The sequence below is a fragment of the Shewanella marisflavi genome (genome assembly GCF_002215585.1).
Lineage (GTDB): Bacteria > Pseudomonadota > Gammaproteobacteria > Enterobacterales > Shewanellaceae > Shewanella > Shewanella marisflavi.
The window spans coordinates 2,232,748-2,255,950 of the sequence record NZ_CP022272.1 but is presented as its reverse complement, the minus strand read 5'-3'; the positions used below and the strand labels follow the sequence as shown (position 1 = coordinate 2,255,950).

Here is a 23,203-nt window from a genome sequence, read left to right as displayed (position 1 = left end):
TACACCATCGCCAATTAAAAGTGATATGATGGATCCTTTCGATCGTTTAATCAGGTCTAATTGCTTTTTCTCGGATGATGTTATTGCAAACGGCTGTACAAGAGTTCTCTCATCAGGAAAGATTTGCGGCGCTCCAACTCCTGCTCGCAGGGCGGTTGCTTGAGTGCCAGCTAACTGCCCATCAATTAAATGGTAAATTTGCCGGTGATACGCCTATCGATTGCCGTGTTAACCTGAATGCTTGCGGGCAATTTAAGGCAAGCTGCAGTTGTGGCAAGGCAAACTGCGTCCATCAAGCCGCCTTGGTTATCGAGCAAGCGGCGCGAAGCCAATTAGATAAACGTGAGCGTTCAAGACGTTCCGACACTGCCATCCGTCTGTTTCGTAGCGATCAAAACCAGAAGTTCGATCCTTTCCCCGCTATGGCGCGCCACCGTATTCTTTATCTGCTCGAGCCCATAGAAGAGGGCTTTCTGCTCAGGGTCGAGAAAGGGTATCTCAATAAGAATGGACGCTATCATCTTAAAGGGCCGCTAGGCTTTGACCTGTTACAGAGTCAGCCCGTGCCCAAGTATGTCAGTCAGTCCGATCTCAAGTTATTCCATCTGCTGCGCCAAGCGCTCTCTACAGAACAGTTGAGCCGTGCTCAGGACGCTATGGTGATCCCGCTGCCACGTGAAGGTCATAGCGAAAAGCTCGCCCTTGGCGCAGATTTCTACAGCTTGCTGCTTGCAACGGGTCGCTGCTTTTACGCTAAGGTGGGCGCCAAGCCACTGGAACTGGTGACCCATTATGATGAAGATTACTTAGATGAAGCCTACCTGGTTAATCTCTGTCCTGGCTGCTGGTTAGATACCTGCTCTGGTACAGGGATTGTCGATAAGCGCGCCGATAACAGGGTCAACCAGAGCCTGCTTCAGCAGGTAGATCTCGATGGCGACTGGCTGCCCAAGCTTGAGATCGTTCGAGAGTCGCTGGAATATGACTGGAGCGATGTCGTGATGGCGCCAATCGATGTGGCCCGTTTTAGCATGGTGCATCGCGGCGGCTCCTATGATTTTGAATCGTTAAGCTATCTTGGTGCTGGACATAAAGGGTTTATGGCCCAATTTGCCAAGTGTCAGTTGCTGCTTAATGGCTTTCCCTTGCTCACCAGCCAGTTTGAACCTGCGCTAACTCAGATGTTATCCGATGGGCTGCGCCTAATCCCTGGCGAGGTAAGCGAGCATGTGGTCTTGCTCCGTTATCTCTCTTTGCTCGGATGGCAGATAGAGCTGGTCGCCAAGCAGCGGTTTGTTAAGGTGGCGGCCAATGCCTGGTATGGAGAGGTTAATAGCGGCGATAAAGATTGGTTCGAGTTAAGTCTGGGCGTTGAGGTCGAAGGCAAGCGGGTAAACCTGCTGCCACTGCTGGTAAACCTTATTCGTCAAGGCAAACTCAGCCGTGACGGTATGACCAAAGAGGTGGCCTTAGAGCTGGAATCCGGCGCCATTTTGACCCTGCCCGCCGATCGGATACGACGTATTCTTGGGGTATTAGATGAGTTGTTTACGCCTCAGCCGCTGGATCAGCGCGAGCAGCTTAGATTAGCCAAGCACCATCTGGGGCGTCTGCCACTATTGGACGAAGCGATGGCGCCAAATGGCCAGGATAGCCAGTCGCTAAAATGGCTGGGTGAAGCCAAATTAAGACGCCATGCACTCGCCTTGGGTGAATATATCAAGCGCGTAGGCAGAGACCAGCAGACCTTTGTCACGCCGACAGGGCTAAATGCCGTATTACGCCCCTACCAGGAGCAAGGCGTGATCTGGCTGCAATTTATCAAGCAGCAGGGTTTTGGCGGGATTTTGGCCGATGATATGGGACTGGGTAAGACCTTACAGACCCTGTGCAGCATCTTGCTTGATAAACAGGCCGGGGTGATTAAGGCGCCTGTTTTGGTGGTGGCGCCCACCAGTTTACTGAGTAACTGGCAGCGTGAGATCGCTCAGTTTACCCCAGAGCTCAGTAGTTTTGTCTGGAGCGGTCGTCTGCGCCACGAAAATGAGCAGGCCCTCAATGACGTGGATATTCTGATCACCAGCTATGGGATCTTAGCTCAGGACGCCGAGCGGCTGACCAAGCACAACTGGCATCAGGTGATTCTGGATGAAGCCCAGACCATTAAGAATAGCCGTAGTCGGGTGACTAAATTGGTTAATCGACTCCAGACACGCCACCGTCTTTGTTTGACCGGCACGCCGATGGAGAATCATCTGGGCGAGCTGTGGTCGCTGTTTCATTTCCTTATGCCGGGCTTTCTCGGCACGGCGACGCAGTTTCAGCGCCAGTTCAAGCAGCCCATAGAGAAAGATAACTGTGACACCAGTCGACAGCGCTTAGCTCAGCGTTTGGCGCCCTTTATGCTCAGACGTACCAAGAGCCAGGTGGCTACCGAGTTGCCGAAAAAGACGGTGATCAATACCCTTATTGAGCTCAGTCAGAGCCAGTCGGATCTCTATGAGACCATACGCCTGACGGTGGCTGAGCAGGTGCAACTGGCGCTTTTGCAAACCGGCGCCAAGGCGAATCGTTTGATGATCAGCAATGCGCTGCTGAAACTGCGACAAGTCTGTTGCCATCCGGCGATGCTCAAACTTGGTCAGCAAGATGAAATCAAGGGGGCTGTCGAGGGCGCAGATACAATCGCAGATGTCGAAACCCAAAGTGAATCATCTAAGCTGGCCTGGTTAGAAAATAAGTTACCCAGCATGATAGAAGATGGGCGTAACATCTTAATCTTTTCATCATTTACCACTATGTTGGATCTGATTGCCGAGCAGCTCGATCGCCAGCAGATAGGGTATGAGATGCTCACCGGCCGTAGCCGACATAGAGATAAGATCATAGATCGCTTTCGCCGCGGGGAGGTTAATGTATTTCTGATCAGCCTCAAGGCGGGAGGGTCGGGGCTCAATCTTACCGAGGCTGATGTGGTTATCCATGTTGACCCATGGTGGAACCCTGCCGCCGAAGAGCAGGCCAGTGACAGAGCCTATCGTATCGGTCAGCAAAAGCCTGTGTTTGTCTACAAGTTGATCTGCCAAAACACGGTGGAAGAGCGAATTCAGCAGTTGCAGCAGAGCAAACATGCACTGGCCCAAAGTATGTATCAGACCGAGAGTTTGACGGCGGCAGAGATGGATAAGGATGATTGGCTGGCCCTGCTGCAACCTATCACAGAGCAGCCAATCACAGATTAAGCTGCTTTACTCGCCTTGAATGGTAAGAATAAGCGTGCGTGAGCTGGCGCGGTTTCGGGCCTCACACAGGTAGACGCCTTGCCAGGTCCCCAGATTAAATTCGCCGTTTGTGATGGGCAAGGTAAGTTCACTGCCCAGTATCGATGATTTAAGGTGCGCAGGCATGTCATCTGAGCCCTCATAGGTGTGGGTGTAATAGGGCTCGTTTTCAGGCACTAGTCGATTGAAGAAACGTTCGAAATCTTCGCGCACACTGGGATCGGCGTTCTCGTTCAAGGTCAGTCCGGCCGAGGTGTGTTGCAGCAAGAGATGGGCGAGACCTATCTTTATCTGTTGCAATTGGGGAGCAGCGCGGTAGATCTCTTCGGTGATCAGATGAAATCCGCGGGTTTTGGCTGGTAAACTAATCTCAACTTGCATCCACATGTTAGGTTTTCCTACGCTATTTTATCGCCCAATCAGGGCACTTTTTGTTATCGTGCTAAGAGTGCGCTAACAGCCTCATCTTTGTAAAGCGACTTTTAAATCAATGACTGTATAAAATGTAAAAGTGCCGCAAAGGAGCTTTGCTCACACTCGATTGTCTGTTTAGGTAAGCATAGTTAGTGGGCGCGATAAAGGCAGAGAAAAAGCCTGGTGTCAGGGGCAGAAAGTCAGTGCTGGGCTGTTACGCCGACAGAGCAAAAGCATAGCGCCAGATCCCTAAGGCCTACAGCTAAATAAAGGGCTCAAGTAAACAAATTGGGTAATAGGAGTAATAAGGGTGGCAGTGTGGTAAGCGAGGCAAAAGCCATGCTCATTAAGGCTCAACAAAGCGCAGAACCTGGTGATCAAACCGGGCAGGTAAATGCGCTAGGGCCCTACTATTATCTTGAGAATTTCAAGGCGATGTTGGTTGGGGTAGAGCAGCGCTATGGCGATCTACTCGATAAGGTTGAAAGTGACTTTATTCAGACGTTTAACCTGCTTCACCGTGACGCTCAATGTCTATTGGTCAGATTGATAACGCGCAAAGGCCCATGGTTTTGTCGCCCACAACTCAATTACCTTGAGATAAACGATACCGAAGGCGCCATACAGGCACTGCTTGAGGCAGGTTTTATTCACTATGGTCAGCCTGAGCTAAGCTGGCTATTACAGCAAACGACCAAAACTGAACTTGTCCGGCATCTTGCTGAGGTGGGCCAAGAACACCAGTCAGACCCAGTAGCACAGCCACATTTAGTCGCACAGCCAGACTCAGTAGCACATCCAGACTCAGGGGCGAAGCCTGAAAACGTAATAGCATCTGAGCCAGGCTCAGGCCAAGCCCAAACCCAAGTTCATACCCAAGCTCATGCCCAAGCCCAAGCTCAAGCATCTATCATCTCGCACCCACAGGATGGAGTCGCCAGACTCAGTGTAAAGCAGCTTAAGCGGCTTAAAAAGAGTGAGTTGGTCTCGCTGATAATGTCGTTGGCATGCGCCGATACGTCTGTCGCAAACTCGGGTTCTACGCAGAATCAGCAGCACGGGGAACAGTCAGCGTCTGATGAGTTTATCGCCACACTCTTGCAGCGACTCGCGCCAGGTGAACACTGGTTTAGGTTTACAGACAAGGCGCCGTATCGGCGTTTTGAACTCCTTTATTTCGAACGCTTAAGTCAGAATCTCAGCCAGTTTATTTTGGCCGATTTAGGTATCCATCAATTTGATGCTTATTTGGTAAATTGCGCAAGCCGCAGCTTTATTACTCGAGAAGAAATAGAGGCTTTCTATCATTTAAATGATTTATATCAGCAGTTTGATGAGTTGTCTTTAGATGTTAAACAGACGGGCTTGTCTGTCAAAAAAATTGATGCTTTCTGTGTTGGTTTGACCGCTTTTGTCTGCTTAACCCATCAGAGATTAGTACGTCTGCACCAGGGACTCATGCTGCAGATAGCCCGCCAATATGAACGTTTGCACGAATTTGAAACCGCCTTAAACCTCTATGAGGTTTGTGATCGCCCGCCGAGCCGCGAGCGCCGCGTCCGCTGCCTGCAAAAGCTGGCAAAAGATCGGCAGGCACTTGAGCTGGTTGGCGAGATGATTGACTCGCCTCTTGAAGAGAGTGAGCGACTGGTGGCCAGGCGCATGCAAAAGGCGCTGCATCGAAACCTTAAGCTACCAGCGCCGGATAGATGGCAAGGCCAGTTTGAAACTTTGCATCTCGCCACTGAGCGCACAAGCCATAGGGTTGAGCAAAGCGCGGCGATGAAGCTGGCTGTTGTGAATGACAAAAAGGCGGTTAATAGCGTGCGCGGGGAGATCACAGAGACGGTTTTTTGCTTTGAGGTTGAAAACCGCTTGTTTTGCAGCCTGTTTGGTCTGGCGTTTTGGGACATCATCTTCTCAGATGTTAAAGGCGCTTTTGCCAATCCATACCAGAGTCGGCCTAGCGACATGTATTACTCGAGTTTTTATCCTCAGCGCAGGGCGGCAATCGAGGCACGTCTTAAGGAGTTAAACGCGGGTAACACAGAGTCCATCACCCGTCATTTTCATCAGAAATTTGGCCTCACTAACGACTGGGTTCACTGGCCGCTCTTCATGCCTTATGAGTTTATTAATCAGGGTAGATCGACAGTGGTTAAAAATCCGGGAGATGCTCAGGATGCCTCTCAGGTTGAACAAGGCATTGGTTATCTTGCGGGTCAACTAGTCGATAGTTTTGTATTAGATGGAAAGGTCTCAAGTGTTCCAGAAGGAGGGAGTTTAGCCTTGCCTTTGGGTGACGATGCGCTGCCGCTGCTGCTTAACTTGGCGCTGCAGGCGTTTAGTGGGCCGATGCTGGCCAAGCTATTTCGTCAGATGCTTTTCGATCTACGTTACTACCGCGCAGGATTTCCCGATCTGATTCGTTTTCATTTGAAGACAGACCTTGATAGTGCCACAACTAAAATAGGCGCCATGGTGAGCGCCGAGCTTATTGAGGTCAAGGGGCCAGGCGACAGCCTGCGAGATAATCAGCTGATATGGCTAGATTGGTTTAATCGACACGGGATTAAGGCCAGTGTCTGCTATCTTTCCTGGGAAGGATAATGGAGCCGCTTTTAAGGCGATGCTTTAAGCCTACTTATTTTGACGATCAATTTTTTTGCTAATCCTGTGAATAAGATGCAGCATAGTAAGAATTCAAAGCGTCTGGTCGCGTTATAGCGCTAAATGGCGCAGTAACAAAGAATCGCTCATACCCGGTGCAGGAGGATAAGATGACAAGCTTAATGGCACAGACTAAGCAGCGACTGCTCGGTACCAGTCTGGCTGCAGCGCTGCTTACGCTACTTGGCGCCTTACCTATAGGAACCAGTTACGCCGAGCCGCGGTTAGATCTAAGCGCGAGAACCCTACAAGGTGAACTTCGCTCACTCAAGCAGTATGAAGGCAAGGTGGTCTATGTGGATTTTTGGGCATCCTGGTGCGCGCCATGTCGTGACTCTTTTCCCTGGATGGAACAGATGCACCAGCGTTATGCCAAGCAAGGTCTGGCGATCGTCGCGATCAATCTTGATAGCGACAGTGAGATGGCTAAACCCTTTCTGGCCGATTTTGCCACCAGCTTCGATATTCTTTACGATCCTAAAGGTGAGGTCGCGGGCCATTTCAATCTGCAGGGGATGCCGAGCAGCTACCTGTTTGATGCCAAGGGACAACTGGTGAGTGAACATCTGGGCTTTTTTAAATCTAAGCAGCCGGCCGTCGAACAGGAGATTAAGGCATTGCTGAGACAAAGGAACGCTAATGAAAAATAGTCAAAGCGCTCTGTTTATCCTCGCGCTCTTATTATTGCCAGCATGTTCCAGCCTTGGCGTACAGCCATGGGAGCGCGGTCAGTTTGCCAGAGAGGATATGCAGCCTGATACCGATGAGATGGATATGTCGATAGAAGATCATATCTATTTCAGTAAGGAGGCGTCCAGTGGCGGCCGCACCCTGGCAGGTGGTGGTTGCGGCTGTAATTAGGGCATAAGCCAAGTCGGCGATAAGTCAGCTCGGTGAGACAGTGCAAGCAAAGGAATGATATAGCGTGAACCATAGGGTAAAACAACAGCGTCATCAGCCAACCGCTACCCAGCAGGGCGATACTGTGATGGCCTCACTCTTGATGGCCAGTAGCTTGTTTCTTGGCGTCGGAGATGTAAACGCCACAGAGGTGCTTACTAATGATGCTGGGGCCACTGAGTTAGGGGCTAACGAGACAGGCACAGACGAGACAGGCACAGACGAGATAGTCGCCAAGGAGCGAGAAGCGAGTCAAGCTCAGGTAAGTACAACCAAATATGAGAGCAGGTCAGAGACGGATCCGCTCGCTGGAGCCAAGATAGAGGCCGCCTTAGTCTACTACCAAGAGCGCGATCGAGTAACCGCAGCCGAAGGGATCATACATTATCGACAGGCCTTGGATGACAGCAATACCTTAAGGGCAAAGATAGCCCTCGATGCCCTAACAGGCGCCTCAGCCAATGGCGCGGTGATCCAGGCAAGGCCCCAGAGTTTTACCCGACCTTCAGGAACCGGCGTCTATCAGGCGCGAGCGGGCGAATTGCCCTTGGACGATACCTTTAAAGATACCCGCTTACAGTTAAGTGCCAACTGGCAGCATCTTTTTTCTGCTAAATGGCAAATGAATCTCGGTGGCTATCTGTCGCGGGAATACGACTATACCTCTATTGGCGTTAATGGCAGCGGCGAGCATTCCTTTAATCAAAGCAATACTCAAGTGTTCTTTGGCTCAGCCTATTACTTCGACATAGTGGATCCCGTCGGCGGCAGGCCTGTGGGACTTAGCGAGATGGTGTTTAGAAAGGACTTTGCCAGCGAGGAGGCGTTTAGACAGGCTTTTGACGCCACCCGCCGTTACGACAGCGCCCTTAAACGCACCTTAGATCTTAACCTTGGCGTGACACAGACACTGAATACTCACTGGCAGGCGCAGCTAAGTTATAGCCTCTCTGCTGTATCTGGGTATCTGAGTGATGCTTATAAGGTTGTCAGCCGTATCGATGGTGTTGGTCAGGCGCAGGGGTATCATTATGAAGCGCGTCCGGATGAGCGACTCAAACATAACCTGTTTGCCATGGCAAAGGGCGCATTAACCTCAGGCACGCTGACCTTTTCCTATCGCTATAGTGACGATGACTGGTCAATTCAGGCGCATACCCTAGATGCGCGTTACCGATACAATTTAACGGATGGTGGCTATTGGCAATGGCAGTTCAGAGCCTATCTTCAACAGGCCGCCGAATTTTATCGCCTCTATCTGACTGAGGGAGAAGCCTTACCCGAGTTCGCTTCGGCCGATCATCGCCTCGGAAAGCTTGAGACCTATACCTTAGGGGTGAAATACGCGCACAAGTTAGATGCAGGTCAGCTCGCCAGCATCAGATTAGCCTACTATCAACAGCGGCCACAAAACCCGGGTATCAGTTTACCTGGTGAGTTGGCAAGCTATGATCAATTCCCCCGTCTAGATGCCATAGTGCTGCAGTTGGGAATGCGATTTTGAATCCGCAAACCTATGAGATCAGCCTGTCGCCGCTGCCCGGCGTAGAAAAGCCTAAATATGGTCAGCATCACGGCCAGCTTGCGCCCCTCGGGGTTAAAGCAGAATTTATCGCCATGGCGAGTCGCTGTGAGATCTTAGTCAGGCATAAGGTTGGTGCAGTTGAAGAGCAAGCTTATAGCAAAGCGAACTCAGAGATAGAGCGCGCCATCATCGAGGCGACTGATGAGGTCAGGCGCATAGAGGCTAAATACAGCCGTTTTGACCGCGAAAGCCTGCTTAGTGAGATCAATCGCCGCGCCGGTGAGTGGCAACCCCTAGATGATGAAACCTTAGGTCTGTTAAAGTTTGCCGAGCATTGCTACCAATTGAGTCTGGGACAGTTTGATATCACCTCCGAGCCTGTGATTGCGCTTTGGCCATTTGGAGACCGTCATGCCTGCCCGCCAAGTAAGCAAGTTATTCAAGCCGCTCGCAAACGGGTAGGGTTTAACAACCTCGATATCCAAGACAAGCGTTTATGGTTACCTGAGGAGATGGGGATCGATTTTGGTGGGCTTGCTAAGGAGTACGCCGCCGATAGAGCGATGGCGATTCTGACCAAGGCACTGCCTGATTGCGATCTGCTGGTGAATCTTGGTGGCGATATGATCACGTCACCAGCGCCCGCCCATGGCTGGCAGATAGGGATCGAAGATCCCAAGGCGCTGGATTCGGCCGAGCGGGTGGTGACCCTTAATGAAGGCGCGCTGGCCACCAGTGGTCATTCCCGACGTTATCTTATTCATGAGGGCAAACGCTACGGCCACATTATCGACCCAAGTACAGGCTATCCCGTAAAGGGAGCGCCCTTGTCGGTCAGTGTGTTTGCGCCTCAGTGCGTAGTAGCGGGCATGTTGGCCACCTTGGCTATGCTTCAGGGACAAGAGGCAGAAGCCTTCCTTTCTAGTCAGGGCGTCGTCCATCATATTATCCGTGGCTAGCTTTTCATGGCTCGCTTTTCAGGTATTCGAGTTGCGGGATCGAGTCAATATTGATGCTCACTTTGCCCTTTCTGGTGCTCGTTTATCCGGCATGACTCTGGTAGAGTGTTTATAAATCAATGACTTTAGTTTAGTAAGTCATCAATAATAGCTTTACTCAATGTGCATGCGCGTTTTGCCAAATAGAGGCGCATGCGCACTAATAAAATGTTATGTGTACAGGAGTTTAGCCGTGATTGAATCGTATACTAAAAATTTTTGGCTAAATGAATTGAAGGGCTCTGCTGAGTTCTTAGAAAGCTTATATAGAACAACTGTCTGGGATAATGAACTTGAATTTAAAACCGAGAAAGCTGTATTTCTGGGTTTTTACGCAATACGTAAACTTAGAGAAAGTAAGTTATTAAGTAACGTAGTTTGCGGGTTAAATACTAGTTTAATATCACACCCGACGAGGAAAGCTGTGTCATCTAATAAAGGTGAACATTGGTCTAAAAAATATAATATGGGGCAAAGCGACGATAAAACTTTACCTTTAAAAGTTTTATGTGACCAATTTGTGCACAGTAAAATTTATTCACCGTTTGTTCCTTGTGGGTTAGGGTGCATGGGTTTCTTCTTTGCATCTGATAGTGAGTGTAAAAATCAGGTTTATTATGTTCAACTAATTAAAATTGTAAGTTTGTTTTTAAGTGTTGTTCACGATAAGAAGATAGATTTAGAATTTGAGGTAAATGGTAAACAGATCACTGCTAAAAACCTTAAAGAGCACACATAGCAAGCGCGTTAAACGGAACGTCAACAGTTGGCTATTGTTCGTTTCTAACAAATTTAGTCAACTATTTCCGTCCGCTTAAGCGGGTGTTATTCCATATAAATTGCTACCTGAAACCTGCGCCCATAAAAAAACGCCCCGTAGGGCGTTTTTTATTGCAGAACTTGCTTTAGAAGTTCGCAGATTTTGGTGCTCGTGGGAATGGGATCACGTCACGGATGTTCGATACGCCAGTCACGTATGAAACCAGACGCTCGAAGCCCAGACCAAAGCCTGAGTGCGGCACTGTGCCGTAACGGCGCAGGTCACGATACCACCAGTAATCTTCCTTGCTCAGACCCATCTCATCCAAGCGAGTATCTAGTACGTCCAGACGCTCTTCGCGCTGAGCACCACCGATGATTTCACCAATACCAGGTGCCAATACGTCCATGGCGGCAACTGTTTTGCCGTCTTCGTTAAGACGCATGTAGAAAGCTTTGATATCTTTCGGGTAGTTCTTCACGACGACAGGCGCCTTGAAGTGCTCTTCAGCCAGGTAGCGTTCATGCTCAGACTGCAGGTCGATACCCCACTCAACGTCGAATTCGAACTGCTTGCCACATGCTTTTAGAATCTCGATGGCATCTGTGTAATCAACCTGAGCGAAATCGCTGCTAACGAAGTTCTCTAGACGCTCGATAACTGTCTTGTCGACACGTTGGGCGAAGAACTCAAGATCGTCGCGGCGCTCATTAAGCACGGCGCGGAAACAGTACTTCAGCATACGCTCGGCCAGACCGGCAACATCGTTTAGATCGGCAAAAGCCACTTCTGGCTCAACCATCCAGAACTCTGCCAAGTGGCGGCTGGTGTTAGAGTTTTCGGCGCGGAACGTTGGGCCGAAGGTATAGATCTTAGACAAGGCACAAGCATAGGTTTCACCGTTCAGCTGACCCGATACGGTGAGGAAAGATTCCTTACCGAAGAAGTCTTCGCTGAAATCGACTTTGCCGTCGTCGGTGCGTGGCAGGTTTTCAAGATCCAGTGTCGATACACGGAACATCTCACCAGCACCTTCACAGTCAGAAGCAGTGATCAGTGGCGTTGAAACCCAGATAAAACCTTCTTCGTTGTAGAAGCGGTGAATCGCCTGAGACAAACAGTTACGCACGCGGGCTACCGCGCCAATAATGTTGGTACGTGGACGCAGGTGAGCCAGTTCGCGCAAATGCTCAATAGAGTGGCGCTTAGCCGCCATCGGATAGGTATCAGGATCTTCAACCCAGCCTGTGACCTCAACCTTGGTCACTTGTAGCTCAAACGCTTGACCCTTACCCGGTGAGTCAACCACTTCACCTGTCATGATGACAGAGCAACCAGCGGTTAGGCGTAAGATTTCGTCATCGTAATTGTCTAAGCTATTTGGCACAACGCCCTGGATGGGATCAAAACAGGAACCATCATATACGGCAAGAAAAGAGATGCCGGCCTTGGAATCTCGGCGAGTTCTTACCCAACCGCGTACGGTAACTTGCGAACCGATCGCAAAATCACCTTTAAATACAGAAGCGACAGATGCAGTGCTCATTGTTGCTTAGTTCTCCAACGAAACGTTTTATTAAAAATTTTGGAGGTTTATATTACCTTGCTGGTGGCTTTTCTCAAGGGAAAAACAGCAGATAAACTGGCTTAAAAGCAAATAAAATGGGCATTTGCGCTAAGCCAGGCCTATGCGCCATAAAAAAGCGGCCTTTATCGCTCGCTTATCTGCTGTTGGTGCTAGGGTGGAAAGCTTGTTATGCTTAAAATATGGCCAGCTAATTCAGTGGGCTAGATGTCAGAGGGCTAGATGAAAAAAGTCAAAATTTTCCAGATTTTTTTAGGCACCTTGTCGATCCTGGGTTGGTCCCTGGCGGTATATGCCTTGATACTCTTTGGTGAGGCCAGACCGGATCGCGCCGTGGGCTATTTTCTCAGTAAGGGCGCAAGCGTAAGGTTGACCTGGGACCCGACGATTACTTTAAGGCTTGAGTATGTGATCTGGACCTGCGCCGCCATCAGCTTGGTCAACTTAGCTTTTAACTTCTATGTGGCTCACCATAGCCGCATGGGCTATTGGTTTAATATCCCCTTGCTGCTGTTAACCTCAACCGCTGCCGGCCTCTATCTTAAGTTTTTTGTCTCTATCTAATCGGCTATCTGGCGGCAAAGCCTGTCTATCATGGCAGCGGTGGCGCCCCAGATAAAATAATCTTCGTAAGGAATAAAGTAGACGGGATAGTGCACGCCGCGGCGGGAGAACTGTTTCTTGATGCGGTTAGCCGGGTCCATCAGAAAGCTTAAAGGGACCCTAAAGAGCTCATCCACCTCGCCGGGATCTAATATCGGCTGAAACTCCTCTCTGACGACTCCTATGATGGGAGCGATAGCAAAACCGGTAAAGGTGTTAAACATAGGGTACTGACCTAACACCTCGACATTGTCTCTTGGCAGGGCGATCTCTTCAAAAGCCTCGCGCAGGGCGGTGTCGGTATAGTTGAGATCGCTTTGCTCCACCTTACCACCGGGAAAGCTTATCTGCCCTGGGTGGGCTCTGAGATGGTCGGGACGGCGAGTGAGCAGCAACTCAAGTTCACTGCCAGTTTGGATCAAAGGGACGAGTACGGCAGCTTGCCGCAAAGAGCGATGGGTCTGCGGCCCAGTGTCAGTGGGCAACTGATGCAGATTATAGCGCTGTTTAAACTCGTCCAATCTCATAAAGCCTCTTCGTCACCTAACTAGCGACTCAGCACAGGTAATATTCTACTTACCTTATCATAGCTTTCCTGATATTCGGCATCGACCTGGGAGTCGGCCACTATGCCACCACCGGCCCAACAATAGAGGCGGGTGGCCTCGGCGACTAAGGTACGTATGGTAATGCTGGTATCCATCTGGCCATCTTGGCTGATATAACCTATCGAGCCACAGTAAAGGCTGCGACGTGAGGGCTCCAGCTCTTCGATGATCTCCATGGCGCGGATTTTAGGTGCGCCCGTAATGGAGCCTCCGGGAAATGCTGCTCTGAGCAGATCGCAAGGGCTGTTTGGCGCTGCGAGCTTGGCGGTTACCGTGCTGACCAGGTGATGCACCGCCGGAAAACTTTCGATGGCAAATAGATGCGGCACTCGCACGCTACCTGGGCTCGCCACCTTACCGATATCGTTTCGCAGCAGATCCACGATCATCAGGTTTTCGGCGCGATCTTTCTCCGATGCAGCCAAGGCTTTGGCGGCGGCCTTATCTGCTACTGCATCACTTGCTCTGGCCATGGTGCCCTTGATGGGCTTGGTTTCTATGGCATCGCCCTTAAGTTTGATAAAGCGCTCGGGCGAGATAGAGAGGATGGCGTGCTTTTCTAAACGTATAAAGGCAGAGAAGGGCGCCTTGTTGCTCGCCCTGAGTTTGAGGTAAGCCTGCCACTCATCGCCTTGATATTCGGCCTCGAAGCGCTGGGTCAGATTGATCTGATAGCAATCGCCGCTGTGCAGGTACTCCTGCACGCGATCAAACTTGTCTTTGTACGCTGCTTGAGTGATTTGCGCTTGCCAGTCACGGCTTAACTTAAATGCCTTACTTGGTTCTGTTTGAGCATTGAGAAAGGCGTTGACTGTATTTAGTCGCTCGGCTAAGGCCTGCTCGCCATGGTAGTGAACCAGAGACCATTCTTGCTTTTGGTAGCAAAAGATCAGCGCCCAATCGTAGAGGCCAACATTCATCTCGGGCAGGCTAATATCTTTCTCAGCAATTTCAGGCAACTTTTCGATACGCCGACCCAGATCATAACTAAAGGCGCCCAGCGCTCCACCACTAAAGGGCAGGTCAGTGTCATATTGCTGTGGGAAATAGTGTGCAATGGTCCCTTGCAGTGTCAAAAAGGGATCGCCACTGTGGGTTTCGTGAGCCTTGCTGCTCCCTTGTAACGATGAGCGCGTGTGATCTATTGCTGTGACACCGTCTTGGCTGGTGATGGTCGCAAGAGGATCGAAGCTGATGATGTCGTATTGGGCATCACAATGATCGGCGCTGGCAGAGTCTAAAAGTATGGCCCAGGGCAGGTGAGCGAAGCGGCCAAATACTTCAGTGGTGGTGAGTTGCCAGTCTAATTTTTGCACTGCAACGCCTTGAGTCGACGAAAAATCCATCGATAACCCTTATCTAAAATGTGATGTTCCCCTAAAAGTCGCGAAAGAGTATCATATTGTGAACGGATTAAAAAAAAATACGCGACCCTGCAAAAGGGCGGTGAATAACCAAACTGTGAGTAAGGAAATGTCTGTGACTATAGAACAGCCCATCATCAAGCAAGCGGACCTCATCGAGAGTGTCGCCGACGCACTACAATATATCTCCTATTACCACCCTAAAGATTTCGTTGATGCCATGGCAGAAGCCTATGAGCGTGAAGAAAGTGCGGCGGCAAAAGATGCTATCGCGCAGATCTTGATTAACTCGCGCATGTCTGCCGAAGGCAAGCGTCCGCTATGTCAAGATACAGGTATTGTGACCTGTTTCGTTAAGATAGGCATGGGCGTCAAGTGGGATAAGACAGACATGACAGTGCAGCAGATGGTGGATGAAGGGGTAAGACGCGCCTACACCAACCCTGATAACCCGCTGCGCGCCTCTATCGTTGCCGACCCTGCCGGTGGCCGCAAGAACACCAAAGACAACACCCCATCTGTGGTACACGTTGAGATGGTGCCAGGCAACCATGTTGAAGTTGCCATCGCTGCCAAGGGGGGCGGATCGGAAAACAAATCTAAGATGGTGATGCTAAACCCCTCAGACGATATCGCCGAGTGGGTCGAGAAGACACTACCGACAATGGGCGCTGGCTGGTGTCCACCAGGCATGTTGGGCATAGGTATTGGCGGCACCGCCGAGAAAGCGGCTGTAATGGCCAAAGAAGCTCTGATGGACCCTGTCGATATTCATGAGCTGCAAGCCAAAGGCGCCGAAACTGCAGAAGAAAAGCTGCGTTTGGATATCTTCGAACGTGCCAACAAGCTGGGTATTGGTGCACAGGGCCTTGGCGGTCTGACAACCGTACTGGATATCAAGATCAAATCGGCGCCAACCCACGCGGCTTCAAAGCCTGTGGTGATGATCCCTAACTGCGCTGCAACGCGCCACGTTCATTTCCACCTCGATGGCTCAGGCCCTGCCGAGCTAGAAACACCTAAGCTGGAAGATTGGCCAGAGATCACCCGCGAAGCGGGCGAGGGCGTGCGCCGTGTCGACCTAAACACTGTAACTCAGGCGGACATTGAGCAGTGGAAGAGCGGTGACGTGCTGCTGCTAAACGGTAAGATGCTCACCGGTCGTGATGCGGCTCACAAGCGCATTCAAACTCTGATTGAGAGTGGCGAAGGCCTGCCTGAGGGCGTCGATTTTACCGGTAAGTTTATCTACTACGTGGGTCCGGTCGATCCTGTGGGTGACGAAGTGGTTGGCCCTGCAGGCCCAACGACGGCGACCCGTATGGATAAGTTCACCGACCTGATGCTGGATAAGACAGGCCTGATGGGCATGATAGGTAAGGCCGAGCGCGGCCCAGCCACCGTTGAGTCTATTAAGAAGCACAAAGCGGTTTACCTAATGGCCGTGGGCGGCGCCGCCTACTTGGTTTCTAAGGCTATCAAGAAGTCTCGCGTGGTGGCCTTCGAAGACTTAGGTATGGAAGCCATCTATGAATTTGACGTGACCGATATGCCTGTCACCGTCGCCGTAGACAGCGAAGGGGTCAATGCTCATGAAACGGGCCCAGCGACCTGGCGTGTGAGACTTGCCTAACATAAAGTAAAGCATGAAGAATGGGTGGGTTTTAGGTGAGTCAGGCGACTTGCTTAAACCCCCATTTTTGTTTAGTGTCTGTTGCGATATTTTAGGTGATACTTTTTGGGCTTAGGCGTGTTCGCCTTGCCGTTCAACCACAAAGATGACAATAACAATGAAAAAAACTGCAATCATACTTGCCTTGGCGGCTGCCGGACTGGTCTCTGGCGCTCATGCCGCTACTCAAGAGCCTTTCAAGGTACAACATCTTGTTAAAATGAATAAACTGCATTCCAGTGCTTTGTCTAACGACGGCACAAAAATCGTCTATGCAGTCAAAAAATTTGATGATAAAGGTGAGGCACAATCTGACCTTTATCTTCAGTCACTAAGCGGTGAAGGCAAAGTAAAACGTCTGACCTCGGCAAAGGGTACAGAGCATAGCGTGGCCTTTAGCGCAGATGATAAGAAGATCTACTTCCTAGCCGCGCGCGATGGTAGTTCACAGCTGTATGAGTTGGCACTCGATGGTGGTGAAGCGGTCAAGATCTCTAATCTTCCGCTGGATGTTGAAGGCTTTAAGTTATCTCAAGATGGGGCTCAGGTTGTGATGAATATGCGTGTCTACCCTGAGTGTGACACCTTAAAGTGCACCGCAGACAAGCGCGATAATGAAGCCGAGCGTAAATCTACCGGTCGCGAATACAAGCAGTTGATGGTACGCCACTGGGATACCTGGAGCGATCACACTCGCAGCCATCTGTTTGTTGCCCAGCTTAACGGCACAATCATTAAGGATGCGGTAGATGTCACCAAGGGGCTGGATACCGAAACTCCGCCACTGCCATTTTCGGGTATGGAAGAAGTAACCTTTACCCCAGACGGTAAGTATGTGGTTTATAGCGCCAAGGCGCCAAGCAAATCACAGGCATGGGAAACCAACTATGACCTATGGCAGGTGTCAGTGCTCGGTGGTGAGGCGAAAAACCTGACCGAGAGCAACAAGGCGTGGGATGCGCAGCCGACTTTCTCGGCCGATGGCCGTTACTTGGCTTATCTTGCCATGACCAAGCCGGGCTTCGAGGCGGATCGTTACCGCGTCATGCTGCGTGACACAGTTACAGGTCAAGAGAAAGAAGTCGCACCGCTTTGGGATCGCAGCCCAAGCTCGCTGACATTCGGCGCCGACAACCGCACGCTGTATGTAACAGCTCAAGATGTGGGTCAGGTCAGTATCTTCGAAATTAACACCCAGTTTGGCGATGTGAAGACGCTCAACAACGACGGCAGCAACAGCATTCTTGGTGTGACTGGCGACAAGATTGTCTTCAACCATAAGAGTTTGGTTGAGCCGGGCGATCTTTATACCATGTCTCTCGACGGTCAAAACCTAAATCGTCTGACCGAAGTGAACAAGGACAACCTAGCCAAGATCAAGTTTGGTGAGTTTGAGCAGTTCAGCTTCAAGGGTTGGAACAACGAAGAAGTTTACGGTTACTGGATAAAACCGGCTAACTACAAGCAAGGCAAGAAGTATCCTGTTGCCTTCCTGGTACACGGTGGTCCACAAGGCTCATTCGGTAACTCGTTCAGCAGCCGCTGGAACGCTCAGCTATGGGCTGGTGCCGGATACGGCGTGGTGATGATCGACTTCCACGGCTCAACCGGTTACGGCCAGGCCTTTACCGACTCTATCTCTAAAGATTGGGGCGGCAAGCCGCTAGAAGATCTGCAGAAAGGCCTAGCAGCGGTGACGGCGCAGCAGAAGTGGCTTGACGGCGATCGTGCCTGTGCTCTGGGCGGCTCATACGGTGGCTACATGATGAACTGGATCCAAGGTAACTGGAACGACGGTTTTAAGTGTCTGGTTAACCATGCGGGTCTGTTCGACATGCGCTCTATGTACTATGTGACCGAAGAACTCTGGTTCCCAGAATTTGAATTTGGCGGTACGTACCAGGATAACAAGGAGCTGTTCGAGAAGTTTAACCCAGTTAACTATGTCGATAACTGGCAGACACCTATGCTGGTTATCCATGGTGAGAAGGATTTCCGAGTGCCTTACGGTCAAGGTCTTGCCGCATTTAGTTTCATGCAGCGTAAGGGCATTCCATCTGAACTGCTTATCTACCCAGATGAGAACCACTGGATCCTTAACCCAGATAACCTAGAGCAATGGTATGCCAATGTACTAGGTTGGATGGATCGCTGGACAGAAAAGTAGTTTCGTCAGTGTCTTCAAAGAGCGGGTGATATTTTAGTCACCCGATCATAGAAATAAAAAGCCAGAACTGAGTTCTGGCTTTTTTGTGTGTGACTGTCTCGTCCTGAAATGTGTTTACTCTTTTAGGTCGTGCTATGACGGGTACTTGGCGCTGTGACTGAGCTTGAAAAATGCTCGAAAATAATCAACCACAAGATGGGTAATAATAGGATTTCAGTGAATATCCCTATTGAACCTATATCACCGAAAAATAGTGTTTGCTCAATAAACCTAACAAAGCCCATGGGATCCCAAGGTGCCGCATTGATATTACCGTGCAGCATCATGGAAAGGACGATAACAAGCCCAATGGCTAACCACTTTCTAGCCGGTTCATAGGTAGAGATCAAGTAGGCTGGGATCAACGCCGCCAAACCAATGCCAATGAAATTTTGCGCAATATGATAAAAGTCGAAGTTGTTGTTCCACTCAAGCCACCAAAACACCTTACGAGCCGCGGCGATACCGATAGCAGCAATGGTTAAGGCGTAGTAACAGGTCGCGATACACGCACTGAGTAGCAATAATCTTAGGTAACTCATCAATAATCATCCTTAAAATTTACAGCGTTCCCGATTCGGGCCAATCTTGAGCAGAGAAGAACAGGCATAAAAAGTGGCGCTCTCCCGATTAAATCTGTCCTTTAGATTGAGTCTATAAATTGAAAAACTACAGTTGTGTTACACCTTTTACAACTAAAACCGCAGCTTATTACAAAATGCTACTCGTCGCTGAATGGGCAGAGTGTCTGAGGCGTCAGGTTAATCAGGCGAGTGCATGTTTACCCGTTTTAATGACGAGCATGTTTTGCCATTTATGGATTAAGTGCTTAGACGTGGTGTTGCATTGAACTGCTTAACGCAGCATGACTTATTAGCTGTTCACTAAACCCAAAAATCTGCGAGCTTTGCTTTTCAGGTATTGGTTTGTGATAACGACACCGGCTTAATCAGCGTCGTTATTCATAGCCGAGATATCAATAAGTCAATCAGGCCAAGCAAGAGTACTTACTCTGGCCTTCATCTTTAATGTCCGGGCATGCCGTCGTTGATGCGGTACCAGGAAGTGAGGCTGTATCTGTCGTGGTGTGACAGTGAGACCTCGTGAGGGAAGAGTTCGCTTAAGAAGATCACCATGGTGCCAAATCTTGGCTCGACTACTTGGAAAGGCTTGGTTTCGTCTCCTTGATACATCAGGAGTTCACCACCGTGGCTCGGTTGCCAGTCGGGGTTGAGATAAAGAATGCTGGTGAGCCTACGGTTGGTCTGGCCGCGAAACGCATCGAGATGACGTTTATAGAAAGCGCCGGGAGCGTAATAGGCGAGCATAGCTTCTTGATCGAACAGGCCCAGGTAGAGATAACGGTTAACTGCCAGGCGTAGTTGCTCCGACCAGGCGAAATAGTCCTGCGTAAAGTCCATTGATTCATTGAGCCAGCAGATCTTATCCCGGCGAATCGACTCTATGACCTGTTGCTCTTGCAGACGACCAATGGCCGCGGCTTTAAAGTCTTCCTGAGAAAGCGCAGTGATGCCGTCCAATAGGGCTTGTAACACGGGCTGAGGCAAGAGGTTATGCATCACCACATAGCCTTGGGTGGCGAGCTGGTCGCAGATGTCGGCAAATAGGGTGTCGTCTAGGGATAAATCTAATTGTGTAGTCAACGGCGTGAGATCTTAATAAGGGGTGAAGCCTTATATCCCTATGCTGACAGTCTGGCTAACTAATAATTTTTGTGGTTAAGATAAAAAGCTTTTCGTGTGACTTTATTCAACTAAAAACAGACGGATACAGCTATTGGTGGACTGACTGGATAAATAAAAAAGGTGCTCTGAGAGCACCTTTTAACACTAACTAATCATCTAGGAAATTAAGCGGGATCTTGATACTTCTTACCATAGAAACTAGCGATAAGGATCGCTTTTAATTCTGCGATCAATGGGTATCTTGGGTTGGCCCCTGTACATTGGTCGTCGAAGGCGTCTTCAGCAAGTTCGTCGAGTTTGGCGAGGAAGTCGGCTTCGTCGACGCCGGCGTCTTTAATTGAAGCCGGAATGCCAATCGTCTTCTTGAGTTCATCGATTTTTTCGAGCAGCGCTTCCACTTTTTGTTCATCGCTAATACCTTCGCCAATAGCGCCTTTTAATTTGAGATGTTCAGCTATCTTTGCGTAACGACAAAGGGCTTTAGGGCGATCGTACTGACTGAAAGCCGCTTGCTTGGTCGGTAGATCGGTCGCGTTAAAGCGGATCACGTTAGAGATCAGCATGGCATTTGCCAATCCGTGTGCCAGGTGGAATTCTGCGCCCAGTTTGTGTGCCATAGAGTGGCAGATCCCTAAGAAGGCGTTGGCAAAGGCGATACCCGCAATGGTCGCGCCATTATGCACTTTCTCGCGGGCGACAGGTGCCTTAGCACCCAAAGTGTAAGCGTCTGGAAGGTGTTTTACTAGCAGATCCATCGCCTGTAGTGCCTGACCATCGCTGTACTCGTTGGCCATCACGCTGACATAGGCTTCCAGTGCATGAGTGATGGCATCGATACCGCCGAAGGCAGTAAGGGACTTTGGCATATCCATCACCAGGTTAGGGTCGACGATCGCCATGTTAGGCGTTAACTCATAGTCGGCAATCGGATACTTCATACCGGTTTGCTCGTCGGTCACCACGGCGAACGGCGTTACCTCTGAGCCTGTGCCTGAGGTAGTGGGGATTGCTACCATCTTGGCTTTCTTACCCAGTTTTGGAAACTTGTAGATACGCTTACGGATATCCATGAAGCGCAGCGCCAGATCGGCAAAGTCGACATCGGGATGTTCATACATTACCCAAATGATCTTGGCCGCATCCATTGGCGAGCCGCCGCCGAGGGCGATGATCACATCGGGCTGGAAGCTCTTAGCGACGCTAGCGCCTTGATTAACGATGGCCAGTGTAGGATCGGCCTCTACCTCGTAGAAGACTTCGGTTTCCAATCCCTGAGACTTTAGGATCTTAATGGTTTCATCACAGTAGCCGTTGTTGAACAGATACTTGTCTGTCACGATCAGGGCGCGTTTCTTATCACTTAACTCTTCTAGTGCGATGGGCAAGCTGCCGCGGCGGAAATAGATAGAAGAGGGGAGTTTATGCCACAACATATTTTCGGCTCGCTTAGCGACAGTTTTCTTGTTAATCAGATGGCTAGGGCCAACGTTTTCTGAGATTGAATTACCGCCCCAAGAGCCACAGCCGAGTGTAAGGGAAGGCGCTAGCTTAAAGTTGTACAGATCGCCGATACCCCCTTGAGAGGCTGGGGTGTTGATCAGAATACGGGCTGTTTTCATGCGATAGCCGAAGGTTTTCACCCTTTCTGTCTGCGTATCCTGATCGGTATAGAGGCCAGATGTATGGCCGATGCCGCCCAGTGTGACTAAGGCTTCTGCTTTGTCTAGCGCATCGTCAAAATCACTGGCGCGGTACATGGCCAGTAGCGGAGAGAGTTTCTCGTGAGCAAAGGCTTCGCTTTCGTTGATCTCAGTTGCCTGACCAATCAATACTTTAGTGCTGGCAGGTACCTTGATGTTGGCCATGGCGGCGATGGTCGCTGCGCTTTGGCCTACGATGTCGGCATTGAGTGCACCATTTTTAAGGATCACCTTCTGCATCGCCTTGGCTTCTTTAGCTGACAGTATATAGGCGCCGTGGCTGGCGAAACGTTCTTTGACCGCGTCATAGACGGCATCGACTACTACGACAGCCTGCTCTGAAGCGCATACCACACCGTTATCGAAGGTCTTGGACATTAAGATAGAGCTGACTGCCCGCTTGATATCGGCGGTTTCGTCGATAACGATTGGTGTGTTGCCAGCACCCACGCCAATGGCAGGCTTACCAGAAGAGTAGGCCGCCTTCACCATGCCTGGGCCGCCTGTGGCTAGGATCAGGTTGATCTTCTCATGGGTCATCAACTGATTAGAGAGGGCTACACTCGGTTCATCTATCCAGCCAATGATATCTTTTGGTGCGCCAGCCTCGACGGCGGCATCCAGCACTAAGCGAGCAGCAGTCGTGGTCGATACTTTTGCTCTAGGGTGAGGCGAGAAGATAATACCGTTGCGGGTCTTAAGGCTGATCAAGGCTTTAAATATCGCGGTAGAGGTTGGGTTGGTGGTGGGCACTATGCCGCAGATGAGGCCCACAGGCTCGGCGATGGTGATGGTGCCGAAGGTGGGGTCTTCCTCTAGGATGCCACAGGTCTTGTCATCCTTATACTTGTTGTAGATATATTCGGAGGCGAAGTGGTTTTTGATCACCTTGTCTTCCAGCACACCCATTCCGGTCTCGTTAGCCGCCATCTTGGCTAGGGAGATTCGGGCATCGGCCGCTGCCAAGGCGGCGGCGCGGAATATTTTGTCGACCTGTTCCTGACTAAAGTTGGCAAACTCTGCCTGGGCCTTGGCGACCCGCTCTACCAGTTGATCGAGTTCCTGCTGGTTGCTTACTGTCATAATAAGTTCCTCGAAAAAAATTTAGCGAAAATCGGTTTTGGCTAAATTCTCTTTATGAAGGAAAATTACACTTTTATAGGGGCGTTAACCGTGATCCCTGCCACAAAGCCCCCTGTTAATGTAATAAA

Annotated in this window: 17 protein-coding genes; 10 read left to right on the top strand and 7 right to left on the bottom strand. The window is 50.2% G+C overall.

Going from position 1 to position 23,203, the window contains the following annotated elements; genetic code table 11:
• Nucleotides 1-74 precede the first annotated feature (74 nt).
• Nucleotides 75-3,242 carry a DEAD/DEAH box helicase gene (locus tag CFF01_RS09880; protein ID WP_088904679.1) on the top strand — a complete coding sequence of 1,056 codons (3,168 nt, stop codon included), beginning with the start codon at nt 75-77 and terminating at the stop codon, nt 3,240-3,242.
• Between the two features lie 6 nt (nt 3,243-3,248).
• Here CFF01_RS09880 and CFF01_RS09875 read toward each other — a convergent pair whose 3' ends face one another.
• Complete coding sequence (locus tag CFF01_RS09875) at nt 3,249-3,668, bottom strand: secondary thiamine-phosphate synthase enzyme YjbQ (RefSeq protein ID WP_088904678.1); 420 nt, start codon at nt 3,666-3,668, stop codon at nt 3,249-3,251.
• Nucleotides 3,669-4,034: 366 nt separating this feature from the next.
• Here CFF01_RS09875 and CFF01_RS09870 point away from each other — a divergent pair, with 366 nt between their 5' ends.
• The 6 genes from CFF01_RS09870 to CFF01_RS09845 all read left to right on the top strand — a co-directional run bounded on the left by CFF01_RS09870 (nt 4,035) and on the right by CFF01_RS09845 (nt 10,527).
• Nucleotides 4,035-6,305 carry a VRR-NUC domain-containing protein gene (locus tag CFF01_RS09870; RefSeq protein WP_157704975.1) on the top strand — a complete coding sequence of 757 codons (2,271 nt, stop codon included), beginning with the start codon at nt 4,035-4,037 and terminating at the stop codon, nt 6,303-6,305.
• A gap of 170 nt (nt 6,306-6,475) precedes the next feature.
• Complete coding sequence (locus tag CFF01_RS09865) at nt 6,476-7,015, top strand: TlpA disulfide reductase family protein (RefSeq protein ID WP_088904676.1); 540 nt, start codon at nt 6,476-6,478, stop codon at nt 7,013-7,015.
• A complete protein-coding gene (locus CFF01_RS09860) occupies nt 7,005-7,226 on the top strand; it encodes a DUF4266 domain-containing protein (protein WP_052125515.1) in 222 nt (73 codons plus the stop codon). The genes CFF01_RS09865 and CFF01_RS09860 overlap by 11 nt, the downstream gene beginning before the upstream one ends.
• A 64-nt stretch (nt 7,227-7,290) precedes the next feature.
• A complete protein-coding gene (locus tag CFF01_RS09855; RefSeq protein ID WP_232479420.1) occupies nt 7,291-8,769 on the top strand; it encodes a DUF3570 domain-containing protein in 1,479 nt (492 codons plus the stop codon).
• Nucleotides 8,766-9,749 carry an FAD:protein FMN transferase gene (locus CFF01_RS09850; protein WP_232479419.1) on the top strand — a complete coding sequence of 328 codons (984 nt, stop codon included), beginning with the start codon at nt 8,766-8,768 and terminating at the stop codon, nt 9,747-9,749. The genes CFF01_RS09855 and CFF01_RS09850 overlap by 4 nt, the downstream gene beginning before the upstream one ends.
• Nucleotides 9,750-9,981: 232 nt before the next feature.
• Nucleotides 9,982-10,527 carry a hypothetical protein gene (locus CFF01_RS09845; RefSeq protein ID WP_088904675.1) on the top strand — a complete coding sequence of 182 codons (546 nt, stop codon included), beginning with the start codon at nt 9,982-9,984 and terminating at the stop codon, nt 10,525-10,527.
• A 166-nt stretch (nt 10,528-10,693) separates the two neighbouring features.
• Here the strand turns inward: CFF01_RS09845 and asnS are convergent, their stop codons facing one another.
• Nucleotides 10,694-12,094 (bottom strand): asparagine--tRNA ligase, encoded by a 1,401-nt coding sequence (gene asnS, locus CFF01_RS09840; protein ID WP_033538413.1) that lies wholly within the window; start codon nt 12,092-12,094, stop codon nt 10,694-10,696.
• A 261-nt stretch (nt 12,095-12,355) separates the two neighbouring features.
• Between asnS and CFF01_RS09835 the strand changes: the two genes are divergently transcribed.
• Nucleotides 12,356-12,697, top strand: a complete 342-nt coding sequence (locus tag CFF01_RS09835; RefSeq protein WP_033538414.1) for a hypothetical protein — start codon at nt 12,356-12,358, stop codon at nt 12,695-12,697.
• On the opposite strand, the gene CFF01_RS09830 is transcribed toward CFF01_RS09835, so the two are convergent.
• Together CFF01_RS09830 and pabB are read right to left on the bottom strand one after the other, a co-directional pair.
• Nucleotides 12,694-13,263: a CoA pyrophosphatase gene (locus CFF01_RS09830; RefSeq protein ID WP_088904674.1), complete on the bottom strand. Its 570-nt coding sequence runs from the start codon at nt 13,261-13,263 to the stop codon at nt 12,694-12,696. The genes CFF01_RS09835 and CFF01_RS09830 overlap by 4 nt on opposite strands.
• A 20-nt stretch (nt 13,264-13,283) precedes the next feature.
• Nucleotides 13,284-14,690, bottom strand: coding sequence for an aminodeoxychorismate synthase component I (gene pabB / locus CFF01_RS09825; protein ID WP_088904673.1), 1,407 nt, complete (start codon nt 14,688-14,690; stop codon nt 13,284-13,286).
• A 127-nt stretch (nt 14,691-14,817) separates the two neighbouring features.
• Between pabB and CFF01_RS09820 the strand changes: the two genes are divergently transcribed.
• Together CFF01_RS09820 and CFF01_RS09815 are read left to right on the top strand one after the other, a co-directional pair.
• A complete protein-coding gene (locus tag CFF01_RS09820; protein ID WP_033538417.1) occupies nt 14,818-16,341 on the top strand; it encodes a fumarate hydratase in 1,524 nt (507 codons plus the stop codon).
• A gap of 145 nt (nt 16,342-16,486) precedes the next feature.
• A complete protein-coding gene (locus CFF01_RS09815; RefSeq protein ID WP_088904672.1) occupies nt 16,487-18,547 on the top strand; it encodes a dipeptidyl-peptidase 5 in 2,061 nt (686 codons plus the stop codon).
• A 122-nt stretch (nt 18,548-18,669) separates the two neighbouring features.
• Here CFF01_RS09815 and CFF01_RS09810 read toward each other — a convergent pair whose 3' ends face one another.
• The 3 genes from CFF01_RS09810 to adhE all read right to left on the bottom strand — a co-directional run bounded on the left by CFF01_RS09810 (nt 18,670) and on the right by adhE (nt 23,075).
• The gene (locus CFF01_RS09810; protein ID WP_088904671.1) at nt 18,670-19,128 is read right to left on the bottom strand and encodes a hypothetical protein; all 459 of its coding nucleotides are present in this window, start codon (nt 19,126-19,128) and stop codon (nt 18,670-18,672) included.
• A gap of 483 nt (nt 19,129-19,611) precedes the next feature.
• The gene (locus tag CFF01_RS09805; protein ID WP_232479418.1) at nt 19,612-20,250 is read right to left on the bottom strand and encodes a 2OG-Fe(II) oxygenase; all 639 of its coding nucleotides are present in this window, start codon (nt 20,248-20,250) and stop codon (nt 19,612-19,614) included.
• Between the two features lie 206 nt (nt 20,251-20,456).
• Nucleotides 20,457-23,075 carry a bifunctional acetaldehyde-CoA/alcohol dehydrogenase gene (gene adhE / locus CFF01_RS09800; protein ID WP_088904670.1) on the bottom strand — a complete coding sequence of 873 codons (2,619 nt, stop codon included), beginning with the start codon at nt 23,073-23,075 and terminating at the stop codon, nt 20,457-20,459.
• Nucleotides 23,076-23,203 lie beyond the last annotated feature (128 nt).

What these genes read in the sequence shown, in the direction of transcription:
- CFF01_RS09860 (WP_052125515.1), top strand. Translation starts at nt 7,005, where the DNA reads ATGAAAAATAGTCAAAGCGCTCTGTTTATCCTCGCGCTCTTATTATTG.
- CFF01_RS09815 (WP_088904672.1), top strand. Translation starts at nt 16,487, where the DNA reads ATGACAATAACAATGAAAAAAACTGCAATCATACTTGCCTTGGCGGCT.
- CFF01_RS09830 (WP_088904674.1), bottom strand. Translation starts at nt 13,263, where the DNA reads ATGAGATTGGACGAGTTTAAACAGCGCTATAATCTGCATCAGTTGCCC.
- CFF01_RS09880 (WP_088904679.1), top strand. Translation starts at nt 75, where the DNA reads ATGATGTTATTGCAAACGGCTGTACAAGAGTTCTCTCATCAGGAAAGA.
- CFF01_RS09820 (WP_033538417.1), top strand. Translation starts at nt 14,818, where the DNA reads ATGTCTGTGACTATAGAACAGCCCATCATCAAGCAAGCGGACCTCATC.
- CFF01_RS09810 (WP_088904671.1), bottom strand. Translation starts at nt 19,128, where the DNA reads ATGAGTTACCTAAGATTATTGCTACTCAGTGCGTGTATCGCGACCTGT.
- CFF01_RS09835 (WP_033538414.1), top strand. Translation starts at nt 12,356, where the DNA reads ATGAAAAAAGTCAAAATTTTCCAGATTTTTTTAGGCACCTTGTCGATC.
- CFF01_RS09875 (WP_088904678.1), bottom strand. Translation starts at nt 3,668, where the DNA reads ATGTGGATGCAAGTTGAGATTAGTTTACCAGCCAAAACCCGCGGATTT.
- adhE (WP_088904670.1), bottom strand. Translation starts at nt 23,075, where the DNA reads ATGACAGTAAGCAACCAGCAGGAACTCGATCAACTGGTAGAGCGGGTC.
- CFF01_RS09870 (WP_157704975.1), top strand. Translation starts at nt 4,035, where the DNA reads ATGCTCATTAAGGCTCAACAAAGCGCAGAACCTGGTGATCAAACCGGG.
- asnS (WP_033538413.1), bottom strand. Translation starts at nt 12,094, where the DNA reads ATGAGCACTGCATCTGTCGCTTCTGTATTTAAAGGTGATTTTGCGATC.
- CFF01_RS09865 (WP_088904676.1), top strand. Translation starts at nt 6,476, where the DNA reads ATGACAAGCTTAATGGCACAGACTAAGCAGCGACTGCTCGGTACCAGT.
- pabB (WP_088904673.1), bottom strand. Translation starts at nt 14,690, where the DNA reads ATGGATTTTTCGTCGACTCAAGGCGTTGCAGTGCAAAAATTAGACTGG.